We start from the raw sequence: 18,034 nt of genomic DNA on the forward strand, positions 1-18,034 counted from the left end.
CATAGCGCTTCTCAGTAGCGCCGCTCTCGCCATATCGCTGCCCGTCATCGCCCATGCCGACGAACTTTCTGACTTGAAGAAGGAAGTCCAGGCTCTTAACGCGCGCCTGGCACAGCTCGAAAAAGAAAAGTCCCAACCTGCGGCTCAAGAAACGCTGGTCCGCCAACAAGATGCCAAGGTGATCGCCAACACGTCTGCCGGCGATGTACCGGCAACGCCCAAGACGGAGAACAGCGACAACGTGCTCGGCGTTCTTCAGCAGCCCATCATGCTTTATCACGGCCATGACACGTCGCTGCATATTTACGGCATTATCGAAGGCACTATCAGCGGCTGGTCGAACCAGCCGAACGCCAACGGCAACGGCAAGCCTTCATGGGCTACCGGTTTCCAGACCGCTTGGTTCAGTGGTAACCGCCTGGGCTTCGATGTCGATCATGCCCTGACATCAGCCGAAAAGTTCGGCCTGCCTGATTTGAAGGTCATCGCCAAACTCGAGGCCGAATTTGAATCACCCTCCGGCAATATGGACACTCCCGGCGTGTTGTTTAACCGTGACGCCTGGATTGGCTTTCAGAGCCCAGAACTCGGCAAGTTGACTTTCGGCCGTCAAAACACGGTCACGCGCGACTTTACGCAAACGTGGGGCGACCCTTACGGAACGCCGTTCGTGTCTCTGAACGAGGGCGGCTACTCGAATGTCAACAATTTCAAGCAGATCATCTTCTATTCCGCCTCATCGACCACCACGCGTAACGACTCTGGAATTGTCTGGAAAAAGTCGTTTCTTGGCGACCATATGATCGTCGGCCTCGACTACTCCTTCGGCTCCCAAGGCGTCGGCGGCAGCGGCAACGGTGGCATTGGCAATATGCCGCTGCTGGACGGCGGCGGCGGCAGCCCGGGACAATTCAAGGTCGGCAGCAATCAAGCCATTTCGCTTGCCTACAACAATTTGGAGGTCGGCGGAGGCCAGTTAAGCTGGAACGTCAACTATAACCGCTCCTCTTGCGGCAACTTCGGCGACGATCATTGTGACGCCTCCGACCCAAGCGCCGGCAACTATGTCAACCAGAACACTAACCAGGCCTTCCTGACAGGCGGAACGTACGTCTTTGACGGTTGGCGAGTCGGCGCCGGTTATATCCGCTACATCGCGCAACAGCACACTAACACGGGCAATCTCGGCGACCGGAAGGATAATGTCTGGATCGTCGACGGTACGATTCCTGTCAGGCCGATCAGCAAAGATCTCGACTTGTACTGGGGCGCCTGGGAAGCGTTTGGGCATAACAGCGCTCTTTATGCTGGCAACAACCTTGTCGTTCTACCGTTCTTTATTTCAACTGCGAACAGCACGAAGACCGTCAACGGCAGCCGCATCAATGCGACGGTGAGCCTGATGTATCACCTGGACAAGCAGACCGATATCTATTTCGCCTACGACTACCAATTGGGTAGAGGTGGTTGGAGCCATACTCTTTTTGACACACAAGGCAATGGTGGTGGCCCCAGCTTGCGTGCTGAGACGACTGGCATCGGCACTGGAGTCCGGCTCAAGTTCTGATCGACGTCGTTCTGGCCCAAGAACAAAGAGTCAACATTTCGTGGAAAAAGGAGTCAGAGTCCTTTTTCCACGTCATCGATAGCGGCGTCCGAATAGCCTTCTCCGCAACTCTTTGAGCAAGAAGTCGATCAATTCCTGTGCAAATGAACCAAACCCAGGAATAGCACCTGCCAAACTCCCAAGAATCGTACTGCCCTTGGACAAGACTTCTTCAAGCCGATCGTCACTGGCTGTATCGCGGAACGACAGCAAGGAAGATTCAAACGAATCTAGCTTGATGGCAAGATGATCGCCGGTAAGTCCAGCCAAATACATGCTTTCAAATCCTTCGGGCGAGCGAATTTCCTCGCGACCGGACAACTCCTCGATACGCTTCATTGCATCATGAAGAACAGATGCAAGATGCCTTCTGAAACTTGCTCGAAACAGAACTTCCTGACAACGATCGAGCATGTCGAGCAGTTCAATCATTGTCAGCATGAAATCGCGCAGGGATCTGACTTCGTTAGGCATGGGAATATCCTCATGATGTGTTGCCCTGGCCGGCAGTGATTCGACTTACCGAGCTGGATGCATGAGCTCACTGCACGTTGGCACTGAGCTCTGCGGTGTCGTGTATCCGCGCCGTTTTGCCACAACAGCTCACTGCCAGTTCTGTTTCACCCAATTGCGCACGCTCTGCCATGTCGGCGTATTCATGTATTTGCTCGTCGCCTGGACCAGCACGTCTACATCCTGCCAGTTGTCCAGCGGGTAAGGTTTATTGAGGGGAACGTTGCCGCGCTGATAAGCACCACCCAACACTTGGCCGGTCTGGACCGCAGCCAGTTCCGCCGTGGCATCCATGGTCAGATTAAGGAGGGCCATCGCAGGGACGACCCCATTGGCGCCACTACTCCACGGATAGAGCCAGCTGGTCACCCCCCAATTCAATGGATCGCCGATGGCGGAAGGCGGAATGCCCTGGGGGCTATCGCCGGTGCCCAGCGATAGCATGCGCAGGCTGGCCAAATTGGGCACGATTTTCTGATACAGCAGCTCTGTCACCGCCGTCATCGACGGGTTGTTGGCAAAGACTCCCCCATCGGCAAAGAAACCGTAGTCGTAGCCTGCGCCCATCACGCGGTGCGGTGGGAAGTAGGTGGGCGCAGCGGATGTGGCGAGTGCTGCATCGACCATGGTGATATTGCGATAGGCGTTGCTGGGGCCATTGGAAATCGTGCAAGGAATCCAGCTGCGACTGGCGCTATCCCACAGTTGCGCAGAATTGACTGCTACAAATTTTTTTGCCGACGACATTAGCGCATTGCCCACCAACTGCTGGGCGATCTGCTTCAAACCACTGGCGACATACGCGCAGCTGAAATAGCCCGGTCCGCTGGACAAGTCGGTCGCAGACGCGCCCAACGGCCTTTCTTTGTGCTTGTCGTCCAAAAGCCATCCGTTCGGCGTAAATACCGTCGAACCTTGGTTCAAATAGACGTCCACAATGGTCCCGATGGGCACGCCGGTCGACAGTCCCAGTGCTAACAAACCGCCTGTGGAGGTTCCAACGAAGCCGTCGGCATTGGCGACGATCCCAAACTTTGTATCGAGGTCCTGGATGAGCAGCGCGGTGATCAACCCACGGATTCCACCGCCATCGCAACTGAGTATCTTGAAAGCCATAGCATCACTCCTTTAATGAATGGACTTGCGTAAAGAAAAATGCGTTCGTCGCATCCGCCGTACCTCGCATCGTGTGCGATGCGATCACGTCCAGACATGACCTCTGCGACACGCGTGGAGATCGCGCATTGAACAAATACCCACGTTGAAACGTGTCTAAGACGACAGACGCGTCGTTTCCTGCTTCATAAGCCCCCGGTTCCTTTGATGACGCTCACCACTCGTGGCATTGCGCCCGCGAATTCCGCTAAATCTGCGCCCGGGCTTGTGACGCCCATGTCTTTTCCAAGTTACTCGCCTGCTAAGAGCGAAAAGGGGGTCAGAGTCTGAGGTTTCCCCACGATTTTGCTCGTCATCCCGGCGCAGGCCGGGATCCAGTTCGAATAACGGTGCGAAGCACTCAACCACTGAAAAGCTATTCAGTGTGCTGCGCACGCTTTTTTCACTGGATCCCGGCCTTCGCCGGGATGACGAGCAAAAAAGCATGTGGTATGTCGTTCTAAATCTATCCCCATGACTTGTTCTCGATTTTCGATGGCAGAACGTGGGGATACCTGAGGCTCTGATCCCTTTTGGAAATTTTCCTGGACAACGTGTCGAAGTCTGGTCTCGCCGTTCGTTGTCATAGTGACGCACAAGACAACCAACCCGACTGACGCAGCGACACACACTTGAGGAGACCCAGCATGCGCAAGCTCAAAATCATCGAACATATCTCGCTGGACGGCGTCATCGAGGTTTCCAACGGTCTGGGCGACAGCGACTTCCCCTACGGCGATTGGACCGCGCCGTATCGCTCGCCTGCGGGGTTAGAGAAAGTACTCGCGATTTATGGCGAGACCTTCGATGTGTTGATTGGCCGCCGAACCTACGATCTGTGGTCGGGTTTCTGGCCGAAGGCACCGAAGAGTCCGATGGCGGACCGCCTGAATGCGGCGACGAAATATGTCGTAACCCATAGGCCAGAGAGCCTGGCATGGGGACCGTTCGTGGGTGTTGGACCGGATCTCGTGGACAGCGTTCGTCGCATCAAGGCGAAGGACGGTCCGGACCTGATCCTCGCGGGAAGCTCGACGCTAACGTCGGCACTGATCGAGCATGGGCTGGCGGATGAGATGATTCTGCTGGTCAATCCTGTCCTGCTGGGCAAAGGAAAGCGCCTTTTTGCAGAGGGAACTCCGCCGCGAGCATTCGCGCTGGAAAGTTCGCACACGTCGCCAACGGGCATCGTCATCAATGCCTACAAGGTCGCTGGACCTTTGCAGAACCTGAGATAAGCAGAAAAGGGGCAGCGCTCGAGGTGTCCCCACGTTTTTGCTCGTCATCCCGGCGCATGCCGGGATCCAGTTCAAATAATGGTGCGAAGCACTCAACAACTGAAAAGCTATTCAGTGTGCTGCGCACGCTTATTTCACTGGATCCCGGCCTTCGCCGGGATGACGAGCAAAAAAAGCCTGTGGCATGTCGTTCTAAATCTATCGAGCAAACTCATTGAATGAAGCTGCAGCGATTTCGACTTACATTCGCCCCTTAGCTGTAGCCAAGAAACGCACGCACCTCGACGGGTGCACGGCAGGCGACGACGGCCTTGCTCCCCCACGCCAGCGCCTCATCCATATCGGCGGCTTCCAGTATCCAGAAACCGCCAATGTGCTCCTTGGACTCGATGTACGGGCCATCGGTAACGACCACTTTGCCGCCGGACTGCTTACGCAACGATTTCGCCTTATCGGCTGACTCCAAGCCGCCGGCGAAGAACCTGGCGCCCGCGGCGGCCATCTCTTCGTTGAGCGCGTCGATGTCGCGCATCATCGCCTCGCCTTCGAGGGAGGGGTCGTAGTTTTCGGGGTGATGAATTGCAACCAGATATTGCGGCATGTCTTACTCCCGTAAATCAGTTTCAGGCGGGTTGATTGTCGGCCTTCATTGTCACAACGAATGGATGGAACTGGATTCGACTGATTGTTCGGAAAATTTGCGTGTTGGTATGTGTCGGACAATTTCTGGGGAGCAGAAAAAAGGGCGTCAGGGACCTTTTTCGAATAATTGCCACCGCTAGTGCTTAAAGCATAGCGTGGTGTGCTTCGCACGGTTTATTGGATGGGAGACTAGGATTGTTCGCCCCATCCATGGGGCTCACCCCTCCGCGCTACGCGCTCCGGGGCCAGCGCATTCGCGCTGTCCAAATTCGTTCCAGACGAATTTGTCGAACGGAAGGTTCGAGTCCGAAAGTCTCCCAGCCATACGCAAAAAGCCCGCCTTCCGGCGGGCTTTTTGCGTATGGCTGGGAGACTAGGATTCGAACCTAGATAAACGGAGTCAGAGTCCGTTGTCCTACCGTTAGACGATCTCCCAATGTCGTACCGAGCGGCGCGCTCTGACTTGGTGCGCCGGACGGCCGAATCGCTGCCTCTTGCGAGGATTAGCGCTTCGAGAACTGGGTAGCGCGACGTGCCTTGTGCAGACCGACCTTCTTACGCTCGACTTCACGGGCGTCGCGGGTCACGAAACCAGCCTTGCGCAGCGGGGACTTCAAGCTTTCGTCGTATTCGATCAGGGCGCGGGCGATACCGAGGCGGATCGCACCAGCCTGGCCGGTGATGCCACCGCCGGCGACCGTCACCTTGATGTCGAACTTGTCGACGCTCTGGGTCAGTTCGAGCGGCTGGCGCACGATCATGCGCGAGGTCTCGCGACCGAAGAACTGCTCGAGGGTCTTGCCGTTCACTTCGATCGCGCCGTTGCCCTTGCGCAGGAACACGCGAGCGGCGGAGGTCTTGCGGCGGCCGGTGCCGTAATTTTGCTGAATCGCCATGATGCTTCCTTAGATTTCCAGCGCCTGCGGCTGCTGTGCGGTATGCGGATGTTCGGTGCCACCGTATACCTTGAGCTTGCGGTACATGGCGCGACCCAGCGGGTTCTTCGGCAGCATGCCCTTCACGGCGATCTCGATCACGCGCTCGGGATGGGTCGCCAGGAGATCTTTCAGGCTCATGGTCTTGAGGTTACCGACGTAACCGGTGAAGCGGTGGTACATCTTGTCGTCCAGCTTGGCGCCGGTGACAGCCACCTTCTGCGCGTTGATCACGACGATGTAGTCGCCGGTGTCGACGTGCGGGGTGAATTCGGGCTTGTGCTTGCCGCGGAGGCGACGCGCGATCTCAGTCGAGAGACGACCGAGGGTCTTGTCCGTGGCATCAACCACGTACCAGTCGCGCTTGACGCTTTCCGGCTTGGCGCTGAACGTTTTCATTTCGGAATACCTGTCTGCCGCCACAAGGACGGTAAGCGGAATCGATGGAACAAAGGCGCGAGATGATAGCGAAGCTTTCATCCATCGCGCAAGCCCAACAACGGGCTGCGAGCTGCGAATGATAGCATGAACGGCATGCCTTCTGAGAAGCCCCACCATCGCATTGCCGTGCTGGCCGACCAGTGTGTGCAATGCGGCCTGTGCCTGCCGGTCTGCCCCACCTATGCCCTGGACGGCAACGAAGCTGAATCGCCACGCGGGCGCATCGCCATCGCCGCGGCGCTGGCGCGGGGTCAGGTTTCGCCCTCTCCGGCGCTGCGCGAGCCCCTGGATCACTGCCTGGGCTGCCTGAATTGCCAGCGCGTTTGCCCCGCAGGCGTGCAGTATGAGGAATTACTGGTGGAAACGCGCGCCCTGCTCGGGCCTGCGCCAGCGCGACCCCGGCTTTTGCTGGGGCTGGTCAAACGACCGAAGCTGAATCGTTGGCTGCAGCGGGTGGCCCACTGGACTGGAGCGGCCAGCTGGCTTCCAGCCATTTTCGGCACCCGGGGCGATTCTCCCTGGAGGATGGCCTTGTCGCTGCTTGGGAGTAGCCAGCCGTCATCGCCACTTCCCGCTTCGCCCAAGGCGGAGTCGTCAAGCCAAAGCGACACCGTCGCCTTGTTTCCCGGCTGCGCGGCGAGTGTTCAAGATGCCGAGGCCGAACGTGCCGCAGAAATCCTGCTGAGTGCCGCCGGTTATCGCGTGGTGCGCATGCCCGCTTTCTGCTGCGGGGCGCTCGATCTGCATGACGGTGCGGCGGCCGATGCCGAGAAATCGGCCGCGCGCGTGCAGCAAGCGTGGGCTTCCCTGCGCGCCGAGCGGCTGGTGACGGTGACTCCCGGTTGCCTTAGCGCGTTGCGCCGCGCGCTGCCGGATGTGCGGGTGGATGACCCTTACCGCTTATTGACCGAGCGCATCGAATCGCTGCGATTCCGCCCGCTGCCACGTCGGGCCGCCTTGCATGTGCCCTGCACGCAGGCGAACGTCGCTCGCAGCGATGCCGCGCTGATGCAGCTGCTGCAACGCATCCCTGATCTTGAGCTGCAACGCCTGCCCGCCCCGCCCTACTGTTGCGGTGCGGCCGGCAGTCACGTCCTGCAATTTCCCGAGCGTGCCCGACGCCTGCGCGATGACATGCTGTCTCACGTCAATACGCTGGATGTGCAACTGCTTCTGTCGTCCAATATCGGTTGCCGACTTCATCTCGCCGCCGGACTCGCCGAGCAGGTTTCGACGTTACCGACCATGCATCCGCTGACCCTGCTGGCGCAACAATGGGAATCTTGATGAGCACTGTCATGAACGCGCGCACACTTTCTCCACTCGATCGTCTGCTTGCCGGCATCGAACGCGCCCTCGAAACCGTAGCCGGTGCGCCGGAGGCCAACCGTGCATCGCCTGCACACGGCATCGCTGACGCCGAGATGGATGATGCCGAACGTCACCATGCCGCTGGCCTGATGCGCGTCAATCACACGGGCGAGGTTTGCGCGCAGGCCTTGTACGACGGTCAGGCAGCGCTCGCGCGCAAGGAAGAAAACCGCGCCCATCTGCAACATGCTGCCGCCGAAGAAACGGATCACCTTGCTTGGTGCGCGGAACGTTTACGCGAACTGGACAGTCACCCCAGCCGGCTCAATGCACTGTGGTATGCCGGCAGCTACGCCATCGGCGCCATCGCTGCGTTGGCCGGCGATCCGGTCAGCCTTGGTTTTGTGGTGGAAACGGAAAAGCAGGTGGAAGCTCATCTGGCCGAACATCTCGACAAACTGCCGGCGCAAGACGAGCGTTCGCGCGCGGTGCTGCAGCAGATGCAGGCTGAGGAAGTGCAGCACGCGGAGAATGCGCAGCAGCGCGGCGGTATCGCGTTGCCGTTTCCGATACCGCAGTTGATGCATGTGAGTTCGATGGTGATGAAGACCATCGCATATCGGGTCTAGGCCAAATGCTTAGCCCTCTCCCCTACGGGGAGAGGGTTGGGTGAGGGGCCAATCTTGCGCAGCTCCATCTTTCGAAGCGTGCTCCGATGCAGTTCTATCGCAAGATCGCCCCTCACCTCAGTCCTCTCCCCGAAGGGGAGAGGAAGTAAAAAGAAACCCGCCTTTCGGCGGGTTTCTTTTGGATCACATCAGGTTGCGGCCGTGGAACAGTTCTTCGATTTCACGACGCAGCAGCGATTCGATGCGCTGGCGTTCCTTGAACGAAAGATCGTCCGCGTGCGCCTCGAACAGGTAGGTGTCGAGGTCGAAGTCTTTGATGTGCATCTTCGTGTGGAAGATGTTTTCCTGATACACGTTCACATCGAACATCTCGTACTTCTGGCGGATGTGGCGCGCCAGGTAATCCTGCACCGAGTTGATCTTGTGATCGATGAAGTGCTTCTTGCCCTTCACGTCGCGGGTGAAGCCGCGCACGCGGTAGTCGCACACCACGATGTCGGACTCGAAACTGTCGATCAGGTAGTTCAGGGCCTTCAACGGAGAAATCACGCCGCAGGTGGCAACATCGATGTCCGCGCGGAAGGTCGCGATGCCGTTGTGCGGGTGCGTTTCCGGGTAGGTGTGGACGGTGATATGGCTCTTGTCCATATGCGCCACCACGGCACCGGAGATGGTGTCGCGGCCCAGCTTCTCCAGCACCGGTTCCTCGGAGATGAGGATGGTGACCGAGGCACCCTGCGGGTCGTAGTCCTGGCGGGCCACGTTGAGGATGTTCGCGCCGATGATCTCGGCCACGTCGGTGAGGATCTGAGTGAGACGATCGGCGTCATACTGCTCGTCGATGTACTCGATATAGCGCTGGCGCTGGTCTTCCGACACTGCATAGCAGATATCGTAAATGTTGAAGCTCAGGGCCTTGGTCAGGTTGTTGAAACCCTGCAGGCGCAGACGGGGAAGGGGTTTCACCACGGCGACACTCCATGGCCGGGTCACGGCCGACAGGTGAGGCGGGTTAGCTACAAGGGTCCCCGCTGGATTGGACAGGCATGCTGGACCCTTATCCTGCACGCCTCTTGTGTACGGACGATGGCAGCTGCCACCATCCGGAAGACTGCGAAGTATGCGGCATATCGATGGAAAACAGAACCTACGGGGTTTTCATCGACTTTGCCATAATGCGAAAGTTGCCAGGGACGCACATGATATGGTCGCGGGATGGGACGGCCCTTAGGACAACTTAGCTTGGGGAAAAATTCTGTGGTGCAGCTGAAATATCAATTACAACAAGCTTTCGAAAAGTCACAGGCTCCACTCGGCTTCGCGCCTGACCCCGCCGCCATGGAGCGCTTCCTCGGTCTCTGCCATCGCCGCCGCTACCCCGGCAAGACGGCCATCATCCGTCCCGGCGACCCCGCCAATACCCTTTATTACGTCATGGAAGGCTCGCTGGCCGTCTGCACCGAGGACGAACAGGGCCGAGAACTGATCCTGGCCTATATCAGCCGCGGCCAGTTCATCGGCGAGATGGGGCTGTTCGTGGAGCAGGCCCAGCGCGAATCCATGGTGCGCACCCGCACACCCTGCGAAATGGCCGAGATCAGCTACGAGCGCCTGTTCCAGCTGATGGAAGGCCCGCTGCGCGACGAATGCCCGAAGATCCTGTTCGCCATCGGTTCCCAGCTCACCCACCGCCTCCTGCGCACCTCGCGCCAGGTGAGCCGGATGGCCTTTATGGATGTGACCAACCGCATCTCGCGCACGCTGCTGGATCTTTGCCAGGAGCCGGATGCGATGAGCCATCCCGCCGGCACCCAGATCCGCATTTCGCGCCAGGAAGTGAGCCGCATCGTCGGTTGCTCGCGCGAGATGGTCGGCCGCGTGCTCAAGCAGTTGGAAGAGCAAGGCATGATCGAGGTCTCCGGCAAGACCATCGTGGTGCGCGGCACCCGCTAATGCTCCGCCTCCTCTCCCCTCCGGGGAGAGGACTGAGGTGAGGGGACACGCTCGCCTCAGTCTTAATTAAGAGCCACGCTCTTACCTGTAACCACTCGGCAAGATTGGCCCCTCACCCCAACCCTCTCCCCGAAGGGGAGAGGGAGTTACGTGCGACCGGGTTCGTAAATCATGTAGACATCCGCCCGCTCGTAATGCGAGCCCGGGCGGATCGTCGGCTGCAGTCGGAATCCGGCCTGCTCGTACATGCGAAGCGCTGTCTTCAGGATGCTGTTGGACTCCAGAAACAGCTGCGTGCCCTCGCGCCGATGGTATTCGGCGATGGCAGCATCGAGCAGGCGCCGGCCCGCGCCTAACCCCCGAAAGGTTTCGTCCACGCTCATCTTGGTCAGCTCGAACACGCCGGGCGACTCCTGCAACAAAGCGCAGGTGCCGATGATCTCCTTGCCCAAGCGCGCGAAGAAAATGGCGCCGCCGGGTTGCAGGATGTAACGCTCGGGGTCATTCAGCACGACGCGATCGATATCCTCGATGCGGAAGTAGCGTTCCAGCCACTGTGCGTTCAAGCGATAGAAATGCTCACGCAGCTCTGGCGCATACGGCACGATTTCCAGCGGCTTGGCGATCAGCGCGGTATGTTCGGCCAAGATGGCCTCGGCCACCGGCCGCTCCTGCAACGCACGCTCGCAAGCCGCGATGGCATCCAGCAATTGCGTTGCATGTTCGCCCAGCGAAGCCGTGACACCCTGGCGCACCGCGCACCAGATGGGCCCCAGCTCGGACAATGAACTGTGCGCCTTGTCCGTCAGAGTCAGCACGCTGCGACGGCCATCCGCCGGATCGCGCCGGCGCCGCACCATGCCCGCGCGAACCAGCTTGTCAGTGAGCTGGCTGACGGCGGAGTGGGTTTGGCCGATCGCATCGGCCACCTCCGTCACCGAGCGGGGGCCGACATCCCATAGATAGCGCAGCACCGGCAGCCAGCGCGATTCGATGCGTGCGCCGCGTGCCTGATAGACCTCGTCTGCGGCGCCATAAAAGTGATCGCTAAGCGCCTTGAGGCGGCTTCCGATGGCCAATTTTCCCAATGATTCCAGGTACATGACTTGTCTCGCCGAACAGATACGTAAGTGCTAACGTATCTCGGCCGAACCTGGCCTGCAAGTGCCCACCAGAGGGAAATCAATACCAGGCGACCCGCGTCACCGAACGACCCAGCGCCTTCTCCATCCGCTTACACAGTTTGGGGGTGCCGTTAACCAACACCGGCTGATGCGCCTGCTTGAGCATCTGCATATCGAGCATGGAATCGCCGTAGGCGACGCGCCAGCTTTTCACGCCCTTCGCAGCAAGGCTTTGCACCTTGCGACGTCCCACGTTGTGCACTTTCCATCGCATGCCGAACCATCCCGGCTTGAACTGCGAGCCGATAACGCCGACTTCGGGCAAGCCGAGCTGCGACAGCAAACGCGTGGCCAGCGCTTGCTCGCATCCTGTCACGACGATCACTTCATCCCCTTCCGCGACGTGCCGGCGTAGAGCAAGCAAACCGTCGCGGCAAAACTGACCTTTACGACGTACCACCTGATCAGCAAATGCGTCGACGAGGCGCCGATAGCGTTCCTGCCCCATACCGAATAACGCCACGTGCACCAGCGTACGAGCCGCCCACCATCGCCAGAACACCAGGCAAAGGAGCCACCAGGGCATCGTCAGTACCGCGAGCACTTTACTCAGCAGCGACTGCCGGTAGCGGTCGCGCATGAACATGGCGAACGAATCGCCGTGAAACAGCACGCCATCGAAATCGAACAGCACCGTACGCGACGCGCTGGCATCGCTACCGGCAGTATCCGGCACGTCAGTCATTTCCCCTGTACTCATTCAGTGCGTGCCGAACAATCGCTTCAGCTCCAAGCCCGGATCGGCGGCGCGCATGAATGCTTCGCCGACCAGGAAGGCGTTGATGCCCGCATCGCGCAGACGTGCCACATCGGCAGGTGTGTGGATGCCTGATTCGGCCACCAGTACACGGTCGTATTCCATCAAGTGTTGCAGTTCGAGCGTAGTGTCGAGCGAGGTCTCGAAGGTGCGCAGGTTGCGGTTGTTCACACCGATCAGCGGCACGGGCACGGCTTGCGCGCGTTCCAGTTCCTCGGCGTCGTGCACTTCGCACAGCACGTCCAGATCCAAGTCCGCGGCGAGCAAGGACAGCTCGAGCAAGGCGGCATCGCCGAGCGCAGCGACGATCAGCAGGATGCAGTCGGCGCCGATCGCGCGCGCCTCGTACACCTGATAGGGATCGATCACGAAATCCTTGCGCAACACCGGCAGCGAGCACGCCGCGCGTGCCTGCAGCAGGAAATCTTCGCAACCCTGAAAAAAATCTTTGTCCGTGAGCACCGACAGGCAAGCCGCGCCACCCACTTCGTAGCTGCGGGCAATCGCGGCCGGATCGAACTCGGTGCGGATCACGCCTTTGCTGGGGCTGGCTTTCTTCACCTCGGCGATCACGGCCGGAAGACCTTCTGCGATCTTCGCCTCGATCGCGGCGGCGAAGCCGCGGGTGTCGGGCATGTCGGCCACGCGCGCCGACAACTCTTTCAGCGGCAATTTCGTGCTGCGCTCGGCGAGCTCTTCCGCCTTGCGGGCAAGGATGCGTTGAAGAATGTCAGTCATGGGCGTGCGATCGGCGCTGGTAAAAAACGAAACCGTGGGGCTTAGCGACTGGAACTACCGATAGTATCGGCAAGTCGCTGCGTGGTTGCTACGAATGCGTCCATTTTGGCACGGGCGGCGCCGCTGGCGATGGTGGCACGGGCCAACTCGATACCGCTGGCGACAGAGCTGGCCAGACCCGAGGTATACAGCGCGGCGCCGGCGTTCAGGCAGACGATGTCGTGGGGTACGCCGTGCCGGTCCTCCAGCGCCTCCAGCAGCATCGCTTTCGAGGCGTCGACGCTTTCCACCCGCAGGTTCCGGCTGGACGCCATGGCCAGGGCGTAGTCCTCAGGCTCGATTTCGTATTCATGCACTTCGCCGTTGCGCAGCTCGCCCACCAGGGTGGCGGCGCCCAGCGAAATTTCGTCGATGCCGTCGCGGCCCCACACCACCATGGCGCGCTGCGCGCCCAGCGCCTGCAGCACGCGCACCTGGATGCCGACCAGATCGGGGTGGAACACGCCCATCAGGATGTTCGGCGCACCCGCCGGATTGGTGAGCGGCCCAAGAATGTTGAACAGCGTGCGCACACCCATTTCCTTGCGCACCGGCGCGACCACTTTCATGGCCGGATGGTGATTGGGCGCGTACATAAAGCCGATGTCGGTTTCGGCCATGCATTGCGCGACTTGCGCCGGGGACAGATCGATCCGCGCGCCGAGCGCTTCGAGCACATCCGCGCTACCGGACTTGGACGACACACTGCGTCCGCCGTGCTTGGCGACACGCGCACCCGCGGCCGCGGCCACGAACATCGAGGCGGTGGAAATGTTGAAACTGGAAGCGCCGTCGCCACCGGTACCCACGATATCGATGAAGTGCGGATGCGGCGGCGCGTCGACCTTGCCCGACAGCTCGCGCATCACGCGCGCCGCGCCGGTGATTTCACCGACGGTTTCCTTCTTCACGCGCAGGCCAGTGATGATGGCAGCCGTCATCAACGGACTCACTTCTCCGTTCATGATCTGCCGCATCAGCGCGATCATCTCGTCGTGGAAGATCTCGCGATGCTCGATCGTGCGCTGTAGCGCTTCCTGCGGCGTGATGGTGATGGAGCGTCCGGTCATGCCGCGAGCTTTTTCTTCGGCAAGCCGAGGAAATTGCGCAGCAGATCGTGACCGTGCTGGGTCAGGATCGACTCCGGATGAAACTGCACGCCTTCGACGGCCAACGTCTTGTGACGCAAGCCCATGATCTCGTCGATCGAACCGTCCGCGTTCTCGGTCCACGCCGTGACTTCAAGGCAATCGGGCAGCGAGGATTGCTCGACGACAAGCGAGTGATAACGCGTGGCTTCGAACGGATCGGGTAATCCTGCAAAGACGCCCTGCCCGCGATGGCGCACCGGCGAGGTCTTGCCATGCATGATCTGCTTGGCGCGAATCACCTTGCCGCCGAAGGCCTGGCCGATGGCCTGATGTCCGAGGCACACGCCGAACACGGGAATGTCGCCACCGAGCTGCGAGAGCACATCCAGCGAAATGCCTGCGTCGTCCGGCGTTCCCGGACCGGGCGAAATCATGATGTGCGACGGCCGCAGCGCACGGATGCCGGCGATATCGAGCGCATCGTTGCGCACCACCTTCACCTCCTGTCCCAACTCGCCCAGGTACTGCACGAGGTTGAAGGTGAAGCTGTCGTAGTTGTCGATCATCAGGAGCACGGGCGGGATTCCGGCAGGGATGCGATACGGGGCAGCCATTATCCATCGAACGCGGTGGATGTGGACGATGGGTACAGGCACTCAGACGGCGGGCGCCGGGGTCGGTTCGGCATGCCGCCACACCGACCAGCTCACCCCGGCCACCAGCAGCACGATGGCCGCAATTTCCAGCGGTCGCGGCCAGCGATGGTCGTAAATGAAGGCGTAGAGCAGCGCGAACAGCGTCTCGAATACCAGCAACTGGCCGGCCAGGGTCAGCGGCAAACGGCGGGAAGCGGCGTTCCACAAGGCGTTGCCCAGCCAGGAAGCGCCGATCGCCAGCAGCAGATTGACCAACCAGAACACTTGCCAGCGTGCGGGAGGAAGGGCCTGCTGCACCCAACCCGCAGGCAGTAATAGGACAAACAGCCATAACAGCAAGCCAAGCAAGCCCGTCACGGCACCCCACAACATGGCCCATTCATTGCCGGAGAAATGGGCGGTGCGGCGCAGGTAACGCGCATTCTGCACCGCGTACCATGTCCAGCAAGCCAAGGCGCCCATCGCGCAGGCCATGCCGATGCAGCGACTGAGGACGCTGGCATGTGGCCCGCTGCCCACGCTAAATACATCTGCATTGATGCAGGCGATACCGGCCAACACCATCAACAGCGGCCATGCCAGTCGCGACAATGGCACCGAACCATGATCGCCATGGCCGATCAACGTCACGGACACAGGTAACACACCGATGATGAGTGACGTTGCCGCTACGCCAACTTCATGCACGGCAAAGCCGAGCAACACGTAATACAGCAGGTTACCCACCAGCGCGAAGCGCACCAGCGCAAAAAAATCACCGCGCGTGAGTCGCGCCATCACACTGCGCGCCGTCGGCAACAACGCCAGCGAGGAAACGATGCCGTACATCACGTAACGTCCCGCGCTCAGCAGCACAGGCGAAAAATCGCCCAGCAGGCGCGGCACCAGAAACACCATGCCCCACATCGCGCCAGCCAGTAACCCGTACAACACGCCACGCTGCATGACGTTCCTTATGCCCTCAAAACCCTATAGCCGCGCGTCCCATGTTTACGGTCGCGCCAGTACTTGCCGCGTATAGCTTTCGATGACAAGACTGAAAGGCTGGTTGTCGCCGGTGTACAGCACCGCGCGATGCTGCAACACGTGATCGGGAATCGCCAGCGGCTGGTTGCTGGTTGGTGGCAACGGGGTGCCGCTGTCCCAGCCTTCCGGCAACGGCGACCACAGCAGATCCGCTGAAAGCGTCTGGCGACGGAAGTGCAACGGCTGAACGACTTTGCCGAACGGCACATCGGACGTATCGAGTTGCCGATTCATCTCTGGCGTCAGGTGCGAAGGCACGTACCAGTTGTCCGCATCCGACAGCACCGCATCGCCGCAGCTCAAGGCGACCCGGCGGTAGCGCACCGGTTCTTCCGGACCGATGCCGAGTAAGGCGCGCGCACCATCAGGTAACGGCTTGTCGGCACCATGCACGCGCTGCGCAACGATCTTGGCTTCCGGCGCGAGGTGATGCGCGCCGCACCATTGCTCCAGTGTCAACGTCGCACTCGGGTGGCTGAGCAATTGCGCATTGAGCGTCTGCAATTCGGCCAACGCCTGCGTGCGGCTAAACGGCGTATCGGGCCAGCCTTGCGATGATTGGCGTGCCGACAACGACGACGCGACGATCAACATCGACAACACAGCAAGATGGCGAGCACAGCGAATGACGTTTGGCATGGCTCACAATCCCTTGGCGGCTTGAGCGACCGCACGGAACAGCGCGCGGCCCTTATTCATCGTTTCTTCCCATTCCGATGCGGGATCGGAGTCGTACACGATGCCCGCACCCGCCTGCACATGCAGACGGCCGCCTTGAATGACCGCCGTGCGAATGGCGATGGCGGTGTCCGCATCGCCCCACCAGCCGATCCAGCCGATCGCGCCCGCGTAGATGTTGCGTTTGTAGGGCTCGAGTTCCTGGATGATCTCGATCGCACGAATCTTCGGCGCGCCGCTGAGGGTGCCGGCGGGAAAGGTCGCCTTGAGCACGTCCATGTAGGTGAGATCCGGTTTCGCCCTGCCCTGCACTTGCGACACGATGTGCATCACGTGCGAGTAACGCTCAACGGCGAACGATTCGCTGACTTCGACACTGCCCGTTTCGCTGATGCGGCCGATGTCGTTGCGGCCCAGGTCGATCAGCATCACGTGCTCAGCGCGTTCCTTGGGATCGGCGAGCAGTTCCGCTTCGAGCGCCTGGTCCTCTTCGTCGGTGGCGCCGCGCTTGCGCGTGCCGGCGAGTGGGCGCACCACCACTTTGCCGTCCTTGAGGCGAGCGAGAATTTCCGGCGACGAGCCGACGATCTGCGTATCGCCCAGGTCGACGAAATACATGTACGGCGAAGGATTCATCGCGCGCAACGCACGGTACACATCCACCGGTCGCGCGTTGAAACCTACACTCAGGCGCTGTGACGGCACCACCTGGAAAATATCACCGGCGCGGATGTATTCCTTTGCGCGCTCGACCATCGCCTCGAATTCTTCACGCGTGAAGGAGGATTTGAAATCGCTTTCGTCGAGCGCCGTGGATTGCGTGAGCTGCGGATACGCGGCGCCGCTTTGGCGCAGACGATACGTCAGTGCATCGAGCCGGCGCTGTGCTTGCGCATATGCCTGCGGTTGCGCCGGATCGGCGTGCACGATGAGGTACAGGCGACCTTTCAGGTTGTCGAAGACGGCAACCTCCTCGGCCAGCATCAACAGCACGTCCGGCGTGCCGAGTTCGTCCGCGCGATCCCATTGCGCCAGCCGTGGCTCGATGTAGCCGATGGTCTCGAAGCCAAAGTAACCGACCAGGCCGCCGCTGAAAGCCGGCAACTGCGGTAAGCGCGGTACGTGATAGTGCTGGCGAAGTTTCTCGATTTCGGCGAGCGGATCGTCCAGATGGCGGCGCTCGACGACCTCGCCCGCGTCTTCCACTTCCAGCTCGTGCCCGCGCAGGCGATATACGCGCTTGGCCGGCAAGCCGATGATCGAATAGCGCCCCCAGGTCGCACCGCCTTCCACCGATTCGAACAGGAAGGTATACGGGCCGTCGGCCAGCTTGAGATACACCGACAGTGGCGTATCCAGATCGGAAAACACCTCCCGCACCAGCGGGATGCGGGTATGTCCTTGCGCGGCAAGCGCATCGAATTCGTCGCGGGAAATCACGT

General features: G+C 60.2%; 19 protein-coding genes and 1 tRNA gene. 5 read left to right on the forward strand and 15 right to left on the reverse strand.

The features are described from left to right. Nucleotides 1–73: 73 nt before the first annotated feature. The gene (locus QQL64_RS14615) at nt 74–1,567 is read left to right on the forward strand and encodes a porin (protein WP_284400976.1); all 1,494 of its coding nucleotides are present in this window, start codon (nt 74–76) and stop codon (nt 1,565–1,567) included. A gap of 72 nt (nt 1,568–1,639) precedes the next feature. Here the strand turns inward: QQL64_RS14615 and QQL64_RS14620 are convergent, their stop codons facing one another. Together QQL64_RS14620 and QQL64_RS14625 are read right to left on the reverse strand one after the other, a co-directional pair. After that, nucleotides 1,640–2,080 carry a hypothetical protein gene (locus QQL64_RS14620; RefSeq protein ID WP_284400977.1) on the reverse strand — a complete coding sequence of 147 codons (441 nt, stop codon included), beginning with the start codon at nt 2,078–2,080 and terminating at the stop codon, nt 1,640–1,642. Nucleotides 2,081–2,209: 129 nt separating this feature from the next. Next, nucleotides 2,210–3,235 carry a patatin-like phospholipase family protein gene (locus QQL64_RS14625; RefSeq protein ID WP_284400979.1) on the reverse strand — a complete coding sequence of 342 codons (1,026 nt, stop codon included), beginning with the start codon at nt 3,233–3,235 and terminating at the stop codon, nt 2,210–2,212. 686 nt (nt 3,236–3,921) lie between these two features. On the opposite strand from QQL64_RS14625, the gene QQL64_RS14630 reads away from it, so the two are divergent. Then, a complete protein-coding gene (locus tag QQL64_RS14630; RefSeq protein ID WP_284400981.1) occupies nt 3,922–4,512 on the forward strand; it encodes a dihydrofolate reductase family protein in 591 nt (196 codons plus the stop codon). 253 nt (nt 4,513–4,765) lie between these two features. Here the strand turns inward: QQL64_RS14630 and QQL64_RS14635 are convergent, their stop codons facing one another. The 4 genes from QQL64_RS14635 to rplM all read right to left on the reverse strand — a co-directional run bounded on the left by QQL64_RS14635 (nt 4,766) and on the right by rplM (nt 6,488). After that, nucleotides 4,766–5,113 (reverse strand): YciI family protein, encoded by a 348-nt coding sequence (locus tag QQL64_RS14635; protein WP_284400983.1) that lies wholly within the window; start codon nt 5,111–5,113, stop codon nt 4,766–4,768. A gap of 403 nt (nt 5,114–5,516) precedes the next feature. Then, nucleotides 5,517–5,590, reverse strand: a tRNA-Gln gene (locus QQL64_RS14640). A gap of 67 nt (nt 5,591–5,657) precedes the next feature. Continuing rightward, a complete protein-coding gene (gene rpsI, locus QQL64_RS14645) occupies nt 5,658–6,050 on the reverse strand; it encodes a 30S ribosomal protein S9 (RefSeq protein ID WP_284400985.1) in 393 nt (130 codons plus the stop codon). A gap of 9 nt (nt 6,051–6,059) precedes the next feature. Beyond that, a complete protein-coding gene (rplM, locus tag QQL64_RS14650; protein WP_284400986.1) occupies nt 6,060–6,488 on the reverse strand; it encodes a 50S ribosomal protein L13 in 429 nt (142 codons plus the stop codon). A gap of 126 nt (nt 6,489–6,614) precedes the next feature. Here rplM and QQL64_RS14655 point away from each other — a divergent pair, with 126 nt between their 5' ends. Together QQL64_RS14655 and coq7 are read left to right on the forward strand one after the other, a co-directional pair. Further along, a complete protein-coding gene (locus QQL64_RS14655) occupies nt 6,615–7,817 on the forward strand; it encodes a (Fe-S)-binding protein (RefSeq protein WP_284400987.1) in 1,203 nt (400 codons plus the stop codon). Further along, complete coding sequence (gene coq7 / locus QQL64_RS14660; RefSeq protein ID WP_284400988.1) at nt 7,817–8,470, forward strand: 2-polyprenyl-3-methyl-6-methoxy-1,4-benzoquinone monooxygenase; 654 nt, start codon at nt 7,817–7,819, stop codon at nt 8,468–8,470. Before QQL64_RS14655 ends, coq7 begins: the two co-directional genes overlap by 1 nt. A gap of 183 nt (nt 8,471–8,653) precedes the next feature. Here the strand turns inward: coq7 and speD are convergent, their stop codons facing one another. Further along, a complete protein-coding gene (gene speD / locus QQL64_RS14665) occupies nt 8,654–9,439 on the reverse strand; it encodes an adenosylmethionine decarboxylase (RefSeq protein ID WP_284400989.1) in 786 nt (261 codons plus the stop codon). Between the two features lie 246 nt (nt 9,440–9,685). Here speD and crp point away from each other — a divergent pair, with 246 nt between their 5' ends. After that, nucleotides 9,686–10,423 (forward strand): cAMP-activated global transcriptional regulator CRP, encoded by a 738-nt coding sequence (gene crp / locus QQL64_RS14670; protein WP_404601041.1) that lies wholly within the window; start codon nt 9,686–9,688, stop codon nt 10,421–10,423. 146 nt (nt 10,424–10,569) lie between these two features. Here crp and QQL64_RS14675 read toward each other — a convergent pair whose 3' ends face one another. The 8 genes from QQL64_RS14675 to trpE all read right to left on the reverse strand — a co-directional run bounded on the left by QQL64_RS14675 (nt 10,570) and on the right by trpE (nt 18,032). Next, on the reverse strand, nt 10,570–11,526 hold the full coding sequence (locus QQL64_RS14675; RefSeq protein WP_284400993.1) for a bifunctional helix-turn-helix transcriptional regulator/GNAT family N-acetyltransferase: 957 nt from the start codon (nt 11,524–11,526) through the stop codon (nt 10,570–10,572). Between the two features lie 79 nt (nt 11,527–11,605). Then, entirely contained in the window at nt 11,606–12,292 is a 687-nt protein-coding gene (locus QQL64_RS14680) for an HAD family hydrolase (protein ID WP_284400995.1), read from the reverse strand. A 15-nt stretch (nt 12,293–12,307) separates the two neighbouring features. Further along, the gene (trpC, locus tag QQL64_RS14685; protein WP_284400996.1) at nt 12,308–13,102 is read right to left on the reverse strand and encodes an indole-3-glycerol phosphate synthase TrpC; all 795 of its coding nucleotides are present in this window, start codon (nt 13,100–13,102) and stop codon (nt 12,308–12,310) included. A gap of 41 nt (nt 13,103–13,143) precedes the next feature. Further along, entirely contained in the window at nt 13,144–14,211 is a 1,068-nt protein-coding gene (trpD, locus tag QQL64_RS14690) for an anthranilate phosphoribosyltransferase (protein ID WP_284400999.1), read from the reverse strand. Continuing rightward, entirely contained in the window at nt 14,208–14,807 is a 600-nt protein-coding gene (locus QQL64_RS14695) for an anthranilate synthase component II (RefSeq protein WP_284401000.1), read from the reverse strand. Before QQL64_RS14695 ends, trpD begins: the two co-directional genes overlap by 4 nt. Nucleotides 14,808–14,888: 81 nt before the next feature. Continuing rightward, nucleotides 14,889–15,845: a DMT family transporter gene (locus QQL64_RS14700; RefSeq protein ID WP_404601068.1), complete on the reverse strand. Its 957-nt coding sequence runs from the start codon at nt 15,843–15,845 to the stop codon at nt 14,889–14,891. Nucleotides 15,846–15,878: 33 nt separating this feature from the next. Beyond that, on the reverse strand, nt 15,879–16,553 hold the full coding sequence (locus QQL64_RS14705) for a hypothetical protein (protein ID WP_284401002.1): 675 nt from the start codon (nt 16,551–16,553) through the stop codon (nt 15,879–15,881). A gap of 3 nt (nt 16,554–16,556) precedes the next feature. Then, complete coding sequence (gene trpE, locus QQL64_RS14710; RefSeq protein ID WP_284401004.1) at nt 16,557–18,032, reverse strand: anthranilate synthase component I; 1,476 nt, start codon at nt 18,030–18,032, stop codon at nt 16,557–16,559. Nucleotides 18,033–18,034 lie beyond the last annotated feature (2 nt).

This window comes from Dyella lipolytica, assembly GCF_030160075.1.
GTDB lineage: Bacteria > Pseudomonadota > Gammaproteobacteria > Xanthomonadales > Rhodanobacteraceae > Dyella_B > Dyella_B lipolytica.

What these genes read in the sequence shown, in the direction of transcription:
- QQL64_RS14620 (WP_284400977.1), bottom strand. Translation starts at nt 2,080, where the DNA reads ATGCCTAACGAAGTCAGATCCCTGCGCGATTTCATGCTGACAATGATT.
- QQL64_RS14625 (WP_284400979.1), bottom strand. Translation starts at nt 3,235, where the DNA reads ATGGCTTTCAAGATACTCAGTTGCGATGGCGGTGGAATCCGTGGGTTG.
- QQL64_RS14630 (WP_284400981.1), top strand. Translation starts at nt 3,922, where the DNA reads ATGCGCAAGCTCAAAATCATCGAACATATCTCGCTGGACGGCGTCATC.
- QQL64_RS14635 (WP_284400983.1), bottom strand. Translation starts at nt 5,113, where the DNA reads ATGCCGCAATATCTGGTTGCAATTCATCACCCCGAAAACTACGACCCC.
- rpsI (WP_284400985.1), bottom strand. Translation starts at nt 6,050, where the DNA reads ATGGCGATTCAGCAAAATTACGGCACCGGCCGCCGCAAGACCTCCGCC.
- rplM (WP_284400986.1), bottom strand. Translation starts at nt 6,488, where the DNA reads ATGAAAACGTTCAGCGCCAAGCCGGAAAGCGTCAAGCGCGACTGGTAC.
- QQL64_RS14655 (WP_284400987.1), top strand. Translation starts at nt 6,615, where the DNA reads ATGAACGGCATGCCTTCTGAGAAGCCCCACCATCGCATTGCCGTGCTG.
- coq7 (WP_284400988.1), top strand. Translation starts at nt 7,817, where the DNA reads ATGAGCACTGTCATGAACGCGCGCACACTTTCTCCACTCGATCGTCTG.
- crp (WP_404601041.1), top strand. Translation starts at nt 9,686, where the DNA reads ATGGGACGGCCCTTAGGACAACTTAGCTTGGGGAAAAATTCTGTGGTG.
- QQL64_RS14675 (WP_284400993.1), bottom strand. Translation starts at nt 11,526, where the DNA reads ATGTACCTGGAATCATTGGGAAAATTGGCCATCGGAAGCCGCCTCAAG.
- QQL64_RS14680 (WP_284400995.1), bottom strand. Translation starts at nt 12,292, where the DNA reads ATGACTGACGTGCCGGATACTGCCGGTAGCGATGCCAGCGCGTCGCGT.
- trpC (WP_284400996.1), bottom strand. Translation starts at nt 13,102, where the DNA reads ATGACTGACATTCTTCAACGCATCCTTGCCCGCAAGGCGGAAGAGCTC.
- trpD (WP_284400999.1), bottom strand. Translation starts at nt 14,211, where the DNA reads ATGACCGGACGCTCCATCACCATCACGCCGCAGGAAGCGCTACAGCGC.
- QQL64_RS14705 (WP_284401002.1), bottom strand. Translation starts at nt 16,553, where the DNA reads ATGCCAAACGTCATTCGCTGTGCTCGCCATCTTGCTGTGTTGTCGATG.